The following is an 11,588-nucleotide window of genomic DNA, read 5'->3' as shown; positions in this document are numbered from 1 at the left end:
CAACCCGCTCATCATTGATTTTCCCCGCCTGGGCGCTTATCTGCGCGGGCGCAGTTGCATTCCTGTACTGTGCATCAGCAGGGCTTCTGACCGCCTGAGTGGCCCAGCCGGACAACCTTCGGGGCTTCCGCCAGGGTGGTTTGCAGCGTACCCTCCTTTGTTTCGCCAGCTAATACTGTCAACAAGGAAGGGTTACGCCCGATGCAAGATCTCATTCTGTTCCACTATCCCATGTCCCCCTTTTCCGAAAAGGTGCGGGTGATGCTGGGCTATGCCGGCCTTTCCTGGCAATCCGTTACCGTGAAGGAAATGCCACCCAGGCCAGTGCTTTCCATTCTCGCCGGCGGCTACCGAAAGGTTCCGGTGGCCCAGAATGGCGCTGATGTCTTTTGTGACAGCCGCGCCATTGCCGACGAAATCGCGCGCCTGAGCGGCAAGAAAGAACTGAGCCTGGCCGGTCAGCCGCAGGAAGTCATCGATTTCGTGCGCACCACCGATCTGGAGGTATTCCTGGCCTGTGTGATTGCCGCCAGCGACGGCCGCATGCTGAAGAAGCTGGTCAGGGAAACATCGCTTTTCCACGCCTTCCGCTTCCTCAAAGACCGCATCAGCATGGGCAGAAAATCCCGGGTCAAGGCACTACGGGGCCCTCAGGCCAAGGAAAAAGTCATCTCCCATATCAGCAGCATGGAATCCATGCTAAACGACGACTTCCTCTTCGGGAGTACTCCCTGCGTCGCGGATTTCTCGGCTTACCACGGCCTCTGGTTTGTGTGCGACCTGGCCGGGAAACCATGGCTTCGGGACTTTCCGAAAGTAACTGCCTGGATGGAACGGATGAGGGCCTTTGGCCATGGCGAATTCCGGGAAATCACCGCAGATCAGGCTCTGGACATCGCTCGCGATGCCATGCCACGGGCCATTGAATCCGCCGGTGATGACCCGCTTGCCAGAAAGAACGTGGGAATTGCACCGGATGATTACGGGCGGGAGCCGGTCAGCGGCAAACTGGTGTATGCCGATAACCAGGCGCTGGTTCTGGGACGCTCCCATAAGCGGGTGGGCCAGGTACATGTGCACTTCCCGCGTCAGGGATTTGCAGTAAAGCCGGCCTGATGTCTCAGGCCGGGCTGGCAGCCGTTAAGATCGTTCTGGTATTAACACCAGGTGATTAGGCAATTCGTTTTTCTCGTGTGTAGCCGGCACCTGCTCGCGGAGATGCTGCCCGCAGCTTTCAATGCACTCCAGGAAGCCGGCCAGGGTATCGCCACTGCGCACCCGGTCGGTAAAGGTTTTGACAATACCCTCCCAGACATCATCACCAACCTTTGAAGAGATCCCCTGGTCGACGAGAATTTCCACGTAGTGCTCCGCTTCCGATACGAAAATCAGCATGCCCACGCCGCCTTCAGTGTGGTGCAGATTCTGTTCCAGGAACTGCCTCCGCGCCATATTGGAGGCCCGCCAGAACCGCACGGGGCGCGGAATCAGGTGGTGCCCCACCCCCGGAAACTGCAGCAACAGGCAGAGCACGATAAAGGTGGCCCACTGCACCACCAGCAACCAGTCGGCGCCGAGGGAACCGGTGAAATAATTGATGGTGCCGGGAATCAGTAGCGCAATGATTCCCGCCCAGAGCAGCGGTATGTAGGAGTAACTGTCGGAAGCATCCGCCAGCACCGTAACCAGTTCCGCGTCGGTTTCCCGCTCGACGTCAGAGATGGCCGAGGCCACCTGTTGTTGTTCCTTGTCTGTTAATAGTGTCATGTTTGTTCCGATATTGCTGAATCAGGGGGGTTCCGTGTTTGCGCACCTTGTGACAGGGCATGGCTACCAGCCGCCGGACGCTCCACCGCCACCGAAGCCACCGCCTCCGCCGCCGAAGCCGCCACCTCCGAAACCACCACCGCGACCGCCGCCAAGCCCACCGAGCAGAGCGCCCGCCAGTATGGCACTACGGCCACGCCGGCCGCTCGAGAAAAACACCACCAACACGATAATGAAAAACAGGATGCCGAGCGCAGGATGAGGTTTGTCCTGCTGCGCATCGGAACGCTGGCGCTCAGGTACCGCGAGGGGTTCACCCCCCAGTACCTGGACCATGGCCGCTGCACCGTTAGCGATCCCGCTGGCAAAATCACCCTCCCTGAAGGCGGGGGTAATGATCTGGTTGATAATGGTGGCGGAGGTTGCGTCCGTAAGGCGGCCTTCCAGGCCGTAACCCACTTCGATACGGATGCGTCGCTCGTCTTCAGCAACAATCAGCAGGGCCCCGTTATCCTCGCCTTCCTGGCCAATCCCCCAATGCCGGCCCAGTTGATAGCCATAATCCTCGATGGCGTAGCCCTGCAGGTCGGGGAGAGTGACCACCACCACCTGCTCGGTGGTCGCCTGCTCATGGGCTTCCAGCATCTGGGCAAGGTTGGCCTCTACCTGCTGCGGAAGCATGTTGGCCTGATCCACGACACGGCCCGAAAGTTCAGGAAAATCCGGAGTGGACTGGGCAACGGCGCTGGCCTGAAAGATCAGGCCCAGGACAACGAGCACGGTTATCCGGTGCAACAGAACAGGCATCAGAATTCCACCTGGGGCGCGTCTTCCGCATTCGGGGCAGTTGCCTCAAAGTTGGCCCGCAACTCCATATCACTGTAAAGGAAGCTGTGCCACAGGCGGCCCGGGAAGGTGCGAATCTCGGTGTTATAGCGCTCAACCGCCTGGATAAAGTCCCGTCTGGCCACCGCAATGCGGTTCTCAGTACCTTCCAGTTGCGACTGCAGCGCCAGGAAGTTCTGGTTGGATTTCAGGTCAGGATACCGTTCAGACACCGCCATCAACCTGCTCAACGCGCTGCTCAGTTCGCCCTGTGCCTGCTGGAACTGCTGGAGCTTTTCAGGATTGTTGAGAATGCTCTCATCCACCTGGATCGACGTAGCCTTCGACCGGGCTTCAATGACCGCCGTCAGGGTTTCCCGCTCCTGTTCCGCAAAACCCTTGACGGTCTCAACCAGGTTCGGGACGAGGTCGGCCCGCCGCTGGTACTGGTTTTCTACCTGCGACCAGGCCGCCTTGACCTGCTCGTCGTAGGTGGGGATATTGTTTATCCCACAGCCGGTCAACAACAGGGCCAGTAGTGCCATGGCCGCCAAACGGAATGTGAATCGGCCTGGCGTGGCCGTGCTCATATAGTGCATATCGTATCGTTTCCTTGATGATTAACGAGCTGATCGCCTGGAAGCCTAGAACACTAACACACTTCCGCCCAGGCATCTGCCGTTCCAGGGGCCCCGGGAAACACTGTATACATATACAGACCTGTTCGTTATACTCCCGGCGACTCAATGAACCCCACCAGACACGACAACGTGCGGGAACACACTGGAGAACATCATGGCCGTACAAGCGCTGTATTACTCGGAGAGGGACGGACTGGAGATGGCACTTAAAAACCCTGACACAATGCTTTTCTCGTCCAAAGCAGAAGCCGACGCCCGCGACAAGGTTCTGGAACTGGCTGAAGAGATTACCCAGTTTCTGCAAGCGAGGGTTGAAGGCATGGATGAAGCCATGGCCGAAAAGGCCGCACTGGCCATTGCCGAAGAGAAAGACCTGTTCGGCAAGGCGCTCAAGAAGCCCTCTTTGTTGAATGAGCAGGCGCAGCCGGATTCCGACTGACGTCCGCCAGCTCTCACCACTCAGCGGCGGAACCGTGTTTCCAGCACCACCGCTGAGTTGGTTCGCTCTACGCCTTCCAGATTGCCGATCTCGTCGAGTACCGCACTGAGTTCCTCCAGCGACTGCGCCTGAACAATAGCGATCAGGTCGTACTCGCCGCTGACCGAATACAACTGGGACACCTGGCTGATCTGCTCAAGGGCGGTGTTGGTGCGGGCTGTCAGCTTTTGATAGACCTTGATCGACACGTGCGCCTCTACCTGATTGGCAGAGAACTCGCCACCGAGCAGCACTGAATAGCCACGGATGACACCGCCGGCTTCCAGCTTCGCTATACGGTTCTGCACCGTTGAGCGCGAGACATTCAGGGCCCGGGCCAGGTCAGAAATACTGGAACGGGCATTTTGGCGGAGCAGCAAAAGCAGCTCCTGATCTTGCTTTCCGAGCATATTGCCAAACCTTTATGTCAATTTGTGCATATAATCTATCATTTTTGATATTTTGAAACTACAAATTGACATCCCGCTTCATCATACTGTCGTCATCAATCTTCACCAGCAAAGTGCCAGTTACAGATGAGGATGCCACGATGATTATTCGCCCGGTTGCCACCACGGATCTCCCGGCCTTGCAGCAAATAGCTGTGGAATCCGGCCCTGGCTTCACCTCACTGGTGGATGATCGTGATTTTCTGGCTCAAAAGGTCCACCGTTCCATGGCAAGTTTCGGCCGCATGGTGAATTCACCCGGCGACGAAAGTTACCTGTTTGTACTGGAAGATCCGGATACCGGCGAAATCATGGGAACCACCGGCATCGAAGCCTCGGTAGGCACCCGACGCCCGCTTTACCACTATCACTGCAGCCAGGTGGTGCACCACTCGCCTGAGCTGAACCTGCGTCGCAAGCTGGAAGTGCTGGACATGTGCAACCACTACACCGGCTGCAGTGAAATCTGCACACTGTTCCTGCGGCCGAAGTTTCGCCGCGCGCACGCCGGCAAACTGCTCTCAAGAGTCCGTTTCCTGTTCATGGCGCAACACCCTCAACGGTTTGCAGAGACGGTCATTGCCGAAATGCGGGGCGTGTCGGATGAGAGGGGCCAGTCCCCGTTCTGGAACTGGCTGCGTGCGCATTTTGTGGATCTCGACTTCGACACCGTGACCCGCATGGTCGGTACCGGGGATAATGGCTTTATTGCCGATTTGATGCCCCGGCACCCACTCTATACCCACCTGATGGACGAGAGCGCCCGCGCGGTTATCGGACAGGTGCACGACAAGACCCGCCCTGCCCTGAACATGCTTGAGGCCGAAGGCTTCCACCATACCGGTTTCATTGATCCCTTCGATGGCGGCCCCACAGTTGAGGCGAAACTGACGGACATCCGGTCGGTGTCCACCTCCGTTGGCTGCCGAATCCAGGTTGTTGATAAAGTGGAACCGGCACTGGAAAAATGGGCCTGCGGCGGCCAGGGACGGGTACTGGCTGTTACCAATACCGGAACTGAACATTTCCGCGCCACCATCACCAGTGCCGCCAGGTATCTGCCCACGCGCAACCTGCTACAGGTGCCGGCAACACTGGCAAACGCGCTCCACCTGCGTAACCATGGGCAGGCCCGATTCATGGAACTGACAACCGCCAGCACGGGCAGGCAGCCGACGGCTATTCCAATGTGCCAACAACAGGAGGCGCTCCATGCATACCGATAGAGACACACTGTTCGGTCGTCTTTGGGAGAACTATTGCAAAGTGACTCCCTCTGCCGAAGATATTCACCGTTTACTGGATGACACCCAGGGCGGCGAAATCGTCAATGACCATATTGCCCTGCGCACCTACAACCTCGAAAAGGTGAACCTGGACAAGCTGGCTGCGCACTTCCTGGCGCTGGGATACCAGGAGGGTGGCGAGTATCATTTCGAAGCCAAGAAACTCTACGCCAGACATTACGAACACCCGGACCCGTCCGCCCCCAAGGTGTTCATTTCCGAGTTGCTGGTCGAGCAGTGTTCCGAGCCGTTACAGGCCATTGTCCGGAACCTGGTGAGTCAGATTGATCCGGATGCTGTCACCGCCGACAATTTTCTGTATTCCGGCCGACACTGGGACATCGACTATCCCACCTACCAGACCCTGCTGGAAGAAAGTGAATACGCCGCCTGGGTGGCCGCCTGGGGCTTTCGCGCCAACCATTTCACGGTAAGCATCAATGCCCTGAGCCGCTTCAGGACAGTGGCGGAGATCAACCAGGTGCTCAAGGACAACGGCTATCGGGTGAACGACTCGGGAGGGGAAATCAAAGGATCACCGGAAGAACTGCTGGAGCAATCATCCACCATGGCAGACCGGGCGGAAGTACAATTTTCCGACCAGGTGGCGGCCATTCCCAGCTGCTTCTACGAGTTTGCGCTCCGGTACCCGAAGCCCGACGGCCAGCTCTACAGCGGATTTGTCGCCGCCTCAGCGGACAAGATCTTTGAAAGTACCGACAGCCGGCGCTAGTTCTGCGTCCGGCTATTACTCTGTGGTGACCAGCTCTTCGCAGATCACTTTCAGGCAGGCGGGCCGACATTTTGCCGTGAGCGGTGTCTTCCCGGCGATGTCTCCGTCCATGGTGATGGTTTTGGGTGAACGGGTAACAACGCTCACTACGGGGCTCTTCATCTGCACAACCGTACTGTTTCGCTTCGTCGAACTCCGGCTCAGGCGAACCGTGAGAAAAGCCAGGAACAGCTGGAACAAAGACCGCGGCCGGACCGCAATCACGTCCAGCTGCCCGTCACTGGCCGAGGCCTCGGGAATCTCACTTCCGCCGCCGAAAAAGGCACCGGAGGAGACGGCGATGGTGAGCCAGCGCCCGGTGACCTTACCCTCCTCGGTCTCAATAACACCGTGGAATCCGCGGTAGGCCGCCAGCTTCTGCAACAGCGCCACGCCATAACTGAAACGCCCGAGAAAACGCTTACTCTCCCCCGATGATTCCCGCACGGCATGAGTCCCAAGGCCAATATGAGCAACGTTCAGAAACCTCCCTTGTTGGGCAACGGCAATGTCTACCATTTGCGTCTTCCCACTCGCCACCAAGTCACAGAGGCGCTGCGGATCCTCCGGCAGGCCCAGGTTGCGGGCGAAGTCATTGGCCGTGCCGGATGGAAGCACTGCAAGGGTCGCGCCGGATTCCAGGCAGAAGCCCGCCCCCGCATTCACGGAACCGTCACCGCCGGCTGCCAGCACAATGTCGGCGGTATCAATCTCGCGTGTCCAGGCTGTATCCTCGAGGCTGCAGTCCCGGATATCGGATATACCGGCAGCTTCCAGGTGCTTGCGCCAGAAATCCGGGCCACGACTGCCCTCTTCCCCTGCCTTGGGGTTTGCCATCAACCAGTAGACCATGACATTCCTTTGCTCCCTGAGCCAGTGCGCTTAAACAGACGTACACTGGTATCAGTTATACACCCAAAACGGGTCATCAACATGATGAGTGTTTAATCTGGCGGTAACACCCCCGACCAAACCGCAGGCGGGCGCAAGCACGACAGGACTAGACAAGACAAAAGGGAGGCCAATGCTGGAAGAAGTCAACGTAGTCTTGCTGGGAGCCACTGCCAGTCTTCTGGCAGGCCTGGGCACCGGGGTTGGGGCGCTGGGTGTTTTCCTGGTGAGAAAGCTCACCCCGCAACTGCAGGACGGCATGCTCAGCGCAGCCGCCGGCGTCATGCTGGCGGCATCATTCTTCTCGCTACTGCTGCCCGGAATCGAATACGGTGAAGAGCTCACGGGAGCGACGTGGATTGCGGCACTGATGGTGATCGCCGGACTCCTCATGGGTGCGGGACTGCTTTTCAGCATTCACCAGCGACTGCCTCACGAGCATTTCACCCTTGGGCGAGAGGGGCCGGAGAGCGCGCGAATCCGCCGTATCTGGCTGTTTATTATTGCCATCGCCTTACACAATTTCCCCGAAGGCATGGCGGTAGGTGTGGGATTTGCCGGAGGCGATATCGGCAACGGCACCGCTCTGGCGGTTGGCATCGGGCTACAGAATATTCCTGAAGGCCTGGCGGTGGCGGTGTCACTGCTGGCCATTGAGCACTCGCGGCTGAAATCCTTTGGCATTGCAGTCCTGACCAGCCTGCTGGAACCCATTGGCGGCCTTTTCGGCAGCGCCATGGTGTGGCTTGCCGAACCCATCATGCCCTGGACCCTGGGCTTCGCCGCCGGGGCGATGCTGTTTATCATCAGCGACGAAATTATCCCTGAAACCCATCGCGGCGAGTACAAGACCCTGGCGACATTTTCCCTGCTGGGCGGATTCGTGGTGATGATGTTTCTGGACGCAACGCTGGGCTAGACCGGAAACAGCACCTTCATCATCCCGATACTGCTGACGATCAGCAGTACCACGCCAAGTACCCGGAAAAACACCGGTGTCTCCGCCCTCAGCATACGGTCATGGACATAGAGGCCAACCACATGGCCCACGGCAGCACAGGGCAATAGCCACAGGTGGTGGATCAACTGCAGGTCGATTCCAACCCAGATAAAGGCTGCCATTTTGATGACCACCAGTATGAACCAGAGCGCGAACAGGGTATCCCGTAACCGTTCCTTGGGCAGGTGTTGCGCTGCCACAGCAATAATCAGCGGCGCCCCGATCAGTGAAGTACCGCTGACATACCCGCCAACCATCAGGAAAACGGTATCAACGGCACGGCTGCCACTGCGAAAGGGTCGGTCAAGGATGTAGGAGACAGAATAAAGCGCCACGATGACAAAGATGATGGTGCTCATGACATCCGATGGCAGAGTGATAAGCCCAAACACACCGATCAGCTTGGGCACAATCATGATGGCCAGAATTCGCCAGAGGTAGTTCCAGTCCACCGTACCCGCCGATATCTTCCCCTCATCGTCCGTTCTTGACGACTTGCGGTTGTTCATCCAGATGGTGAGTGATGAAAACACCAGTAGATGCACAGCAATGATGGGCAGGAAAACCAGCGGCTCATCCAGTACCAGCAGCAGAAACGGCAACGACAACACCGCCCCGCCAAAACCTAGCCCGGACCGGACAAAGCCGCTCCAGACAAAGATCAGACCAATCAGGACATACTGGTACAACGCCAGTTCAGACATAGTGAGACTCAGGTTCCGGCAGGTAAGTTCGCGAATGCAAAGGTATAAGAGGATACCCGCCAGCCCCCCATTACTTCCAGTAACAAAGGGGCTACTTTTCTACAACGGAAGAAATGCCCAATAGCGCCTAATTTTTAATCAAAGGTTCCGGTGTTGTGCTGCCCGGAACTTCTGATAAAAACAACAACCGGGCGGGGGCAGCAACTCCTGCTTCTGCCCGTGGAGAAGGGAGAATAACGATGTCAGCAGCGGTTGAACACCTGGACGAAAAGCTTCAGGACAGCAGCGAGCTACTTGAAGAAATCATGCCTTCGGCCATCACCCTGGCCATGATGCTTCGTCAGCGAACCATGGCAGCCTGGATGCGGACCGAATTCGACGGTTATGGCGACCCCGCTGCATTACCCCCTTACCGACGTGATGTACCGGGCCATATTGTCGCCCGCTCTCCTCAGTATGGCTGGATTCCAGCACCCGTCGACGACCAGCAGAAACTGGATTTCGGACACCGGGATATGATGGAGGGCATCAAGTCCCTGGAGAAAACCTGCCTCAGCTGCAAGAAGGGTACCGGTCACCGCATTGTGTTCGACAAAGAGGAAATGGCAACACTGCAATCCCGGATCAATCTCAGTGCGGAACTGGCTATCACCATCAGCAGAGACAGCTACTGCAAAATGCTGCGGGTTATGCGCAGTGCACTGTACCTCTGGTGCCAGGAGCTGATGGAAACAGGCATTGGCGGCGACCATAATTCGTACAGCCAGGACGAACGCAAGAAGGTGGCCCATCTTGACGATCCCGAGCGCTTCTGGCGCAAGGCTCTGGAAAGCAACGACGACCTGCCGGTTCCGGATGTCCGCGAGGCAGGCTTTTTCGAGCGGGTCTTCGGGCGCGCAGGCTGAACCTCTTACCGGTCGGTAAGCTTGATCTCGATACGGCGGTTCCGCTGCAACGCTTCTGCGGAACTGCCCTCGTCGACCGGAAAGAACTCACCGAATCCGGCCGCTACCATACGAGTCTGGGGCACGCCTTCCGAGGCAAGGTAACGCACCACTGCCACTGCCCTGGCAGTGGACAGCTCCCAGTTGGACGGGAATTCTTCGGTATTGATCGGAATGCGGTCGGTATGGCCATCAATTCGCAGAATCCAGTCGATATCGTCCGGTATGGCAGAGGCGACATCCAGCAGCACCTCTGCCAGCTTGTCCAGCTCACGCTGCCCCTCTTCACCGAGGCTGGCTGAACCGGACGCAAAAAGCAGCTCGGAGGGCAGCAGGAAACGGTCACCGACAATACGGATGTTCTCGTTATCCTGCAGAATTTCCCGTAACCGGCCAAAGAACTCGGACTGGTAACGCTCCAGTTCATTGACCCGCTCTGCCAGCAAGGTATTCAGCCGTTTACCCACTTCTTCCAGTTCGGCCTGTTTCTCGGCAGTCAGGTCTTCCTGCAGCCGCAATGCGGCAGTAATGCGGCTCAACTGGTCCTGCAAGGCTGCGATCCGGTTCGACAGCTGCTGAATAAACGCACGCTGGGAGGCGCTCAGCTTCTCTTCGTCCTCCAGCTCGGCCTCGGCGCCGGAGACCGCCCGCTGCAGATCCTCAACTTTCAGGGCCTGGGCCTCGGCATTGTATTGCTGCGCCAGCCGTTGCGCCCGCTCTTCTTCAATCTCTGCGCGAAGCTCGTCATTCAGGGCAAGGCTTTCACTGTAGCTGCTCTGCACCGTGGCCATCTCCTCTTCCAGAGCTGCTGTCTGCTCCTGCTCCAGTCCCAGAAGCCGGGAAATTTCCGCCAGCTGGGCATTCAGCCTGGCCAGTTCGGAGTCACGGTCCGACAGGGTCTGTGAGAGATAGAGCTGACTGACCACATAGATCAGCAACATGAAGATAATCAGCATCAACAATGCCGACAGGGCATCCACATAACCGGGCCATACGTTGATGTTGCTGCGGGTGCGACGTCTGGAGCCGATCATGGCGCCTGCCTGTTATTGCGGTGCATCTTCAACCCGGTCCACCAGGTTGGTTACACCGGTCAGCCACTCTTCCAGGCCGTCGTAAAAACGGTTCTGGGCATGCCCTGCCTGGATATCCAGAAAGCCAAGGACCAGAGAGCCTCCCAGCCCCAGCAATGATGAGCTGAAAGCCGTACCCATGCCTTCCAGCGGCTTGAGAAGACCCGACTGGAGGCCGGCGAACACCTCGCCGAAATCTTCCTGCCCCATATCCAGGTTTACGATCACCTCTCCCACCGAGTTGATCGTGCCGAGCAGGCCCCAGAAGGTGCCCAGCAGGCCCAGAAAAATAAGCAGACTGATGAAATATCGGGTAATTTCACGCTGCTCATCCATGCGGCTGTGGATGGCATCCAGTACGGTGCGCAGCGACATGGTAGACAGCGAGAAGCGGTCCCGCTTGGAGTCGTCGTCAAGCTGGCGTGCCAGCGGTTTCAGTAACCGGGGCTCCTGCAACACGGAAAGCCCGGCATGACCGGTACGGAACTGCGCAACCCATCGCAGTTCCGGGAACAACACGAACACCTGACGGTAGGTAATGGCGATGCCGATCAACAGAACACAGAGGATGAGCAGGTTGAACACCCAGTTCGCCATGAACGCGGTCTGCAGCGGCTTGTAGATCAGGGCACAAACCACCACGACCACCGCCAGAAACAGCGTCATCCAGAAAAGGGTATGTTTGGGATTGCTCATTAACGCCACCGGTTTTATCAGGAAACACGTTAAAAGCTAGCACAACCCCCGGACCCCTGCTG

General features: G+C 57.8%; 14 protein-coding genes. 6 read left to right on the top strand and 8 right to left on the bottom strand.

Features of this window, described 5'->3' with window-relative positions; translation table 11 throughout:
- Window positions 1–201 precede the first annotated feature (201 nt).
- Entirely contained in the window at window positions 202–1,116 is a 915-nt protein-coding gene (locus tag QPL94_RS08555) for a glutathione S-transferase family protein (protein ID WP_285356793.1), read from the top strand.
- Between the two features lie 24 nt (window positions 1,117–1,140).
- Here QPL94_RS08555 and QPL94_RS08550 read toward each other — a convergent pair whose 3' ends face one another.
- The 3 genes from QPL94_RS08550 to QPL94_RS08540 form a co-directional block, all read right to left on the bottom strand.
- Window positions 1,141–1,767 (bottom strand): TPM domain-containing protein, encoded by a 627-nt coding sequence (locus tag QPL94_RS08550; protein ID WP_285356792.1) that lies wholly within the window; start codon window positions 1,765–1,767, stop codon window positions 1,141–1,143.
- Window positions 1,768–1,830: 63 nt separating this feature from the next.
- Window positions 1,831–2,574 (bottom strand): TPM domain-containing protein, encoded by a 744-nt coding sequence (locus QPL94_RS08545; RefSeq protein ID WP_285356791.1) that lies wholly within the window; start codon window positions 2,572–2,574, stop codon window positions 1,831–1,833.
- Window positions 2,574–3,182: a LemA family protein gene (locus tag QPL94_RS08540; protein ID WP_427901854.1), complete on the bottom strand. Its 609-nt coding sequence runs from the start codon at window positions 3,180–3,182 to the stop codon at window positions 2,574–2,576. Before QPL94_RS08540 ends, QPL94_RS08545 begins: the two co-directional genes overlap by 1 nt.
- Window positions 3,183–3,387: 205 nt before the next feature.
- Between QPL94_RS08540 and QPL94_RS08535 the strand changes: the two genes are divergently transcribed.
- Window positions 3,388–3,672, top strand: a complete 285-nt coding sequence (locus QPL94_RS08535; RefSeq protein WP_137435277.1) for a YebG family protein — start codon at window positions 3,388–3,390, stop codon at window positions 3,670–3,672.
- Between the two features lie 20 nt (window positions 3,673–3,692).
- Here the strand turns inward: QPL94_RS08535 and QPL94_RS08530 are convergent, their stop codons facing one another.
- Window positions 3,693–4,121: an Lrp/AsnC family transcriptional regulator gene (locus QPL94_RS08530; protein WP_285356789.1), complete on the bottom strand. Its 429-nt coding sequence runs from the start codon at window positions 4,119–4,121 to the stop codon at window positions 3,693–3,695.
- Window positions 4,122–4,261: 140 nt separating this feature from the next.
- On the opposite strand from QPL94_RS08530, the gene QPL94_RS08525 reads away from it, so the two are divergent.
- Together QPL94_RS08525 and QPL94_RS08520 are read left to right on the top strand one after the other, a co-directional pair.
- Window positions 4,262–5,386, top strand: coding sequence for an arginine N-succinyltransferase (locus QPL94_RS08525; RefSeq protein ID WP_285356786.1), 1,125 nt, complete (start codon window positions 4,262–4,264; stop codon window positions 5,384–5,386).
- Complete coding sequence (locus QPL94_RS08520; RefSeq protein ID WP_285356785.1) at window positions 5,373–6,179, top strand: DUF1338 domain-containing protein; 807 nt, start codon at window positions 5,373–5,375, stop codon at window positions 6,177–6,179. Before QPL94_RS08525 ends, QPL94_RS08520 begins: the two co-directional genes overlap by 14 nt.
- Before the next feature lie 15 nt (window positions 6,180–6,194).
- Here QPL94_RS08520 and QPL94_RS08515 read toward each other — a convergent pair whose 3' ends face one another.
- On the bottom strand, window positions 6,195–7,070 hold the full coding sequence (locus tag QPL94_RS08515) for a diacylglycerol/lipid kinase family protein (protein ID WP_285356784.1): 876 nt from the start codon (window positions 7,068–7,070) through the stop codon (window positions 6,195–6,197).
- Between the two features lie 172 nt (window positions 7,071–7,242).
- Here QPL94_RS08515 and QPL94_RS08510 point away from each other — a divergent pair, with 172 nt between their 5' ends.
- Complete coding sequence (locus tag QPL94_RS08510; protein ID WP_285356783.1) at window positions 7,243–8,028, top strand: ZIP family metal transporter; 786 nt, start codon at window positions 7,243–7,245, stop codon at window positions 8,026–8,028.
- Here the strand turns inward: QPL94_RS08510 and QPL94_RS08505 are convergent.
- A complete protein-coding gene (locus QPL94_RS08505; protein WP_285356782.1) occupies window positions 8,025–8,813 on the bottom strand; it encodes a TSUP family transporter in 789 nt (262 codons plus the stop codon). The genes QPL94_RS08510 and QPL94_RS08505 overlap by 4 nt on opposite strands.
- A 239-nt stretch (window positions 8,814–9,052) precedes the next feature.
- Between QPL94_RS08505 and QPL94_RS08500 the strand changes: the two genes are divergently transcribed.
- Window positions 9,053–9,718 carry an AbiTii domain-containing protein gene (locus QPL94_RS08500; RefSeq protein ID WP_285356781.1) on the top strand — a complete coding sequence of 222 codons (666 nt, stop codon included), beginning with the start codon at window positions 9,053–9,055 and terminating at the stop codon, window positions 9,716–9,718.
- Window positions 9,719–9,723: 5 nt separating this feature from the next.
- Here the strand turns inward: QPL94_RS08500 and QPL94_RS08495 are convergent, their stop codons facing one another.
- Together QPL94_RS08495 and QPL94_RS08490 are read right to left on the bottom strand one after the other, a co-directional pair.
- The gene (locus QPL94_RS08495) at window positions 9,724–10,791 is read right to left on the bottom strand and encodes a peptidoglycan -binding protein (RefSeq protein WP_285356779.1); all 1,068 of its coding nucleotides are present in this window, start codon (window positions 10,789–10,791) and stop codon (window positions 9,724–9,726) included.
- A gap of 12 nt (window positions 10,792–10,803) precedes the next feature.
- The gene (locus tag QPL94_RS08490; RefSeq protein WP_285356778.1) at window positions 10,804–11,526 is read right to left on the bottom strand and encodes a MotA/TolQ/ExbB proton channel family protein; all 723 of its coding nucleotides are present in this window, start codon (window positions 11,524–11,526) and stop codon (window positions 10,804–10,806) included.
- Window positions 11,527–11,588 lie beyond the last annotated feature (62 nt).

This window comes from Marinobacter sp. SS13-12, assembly GCF_030227115.1.
Lineage (GTDB): Bacteria > Pseudomonadota > Gammaproteobacteria > Pseudomonadales > Oleiphilaceae > Marinobacter.
This window is presented reverse-complemented; position numbering and strand designations above follow the sequence as displayed.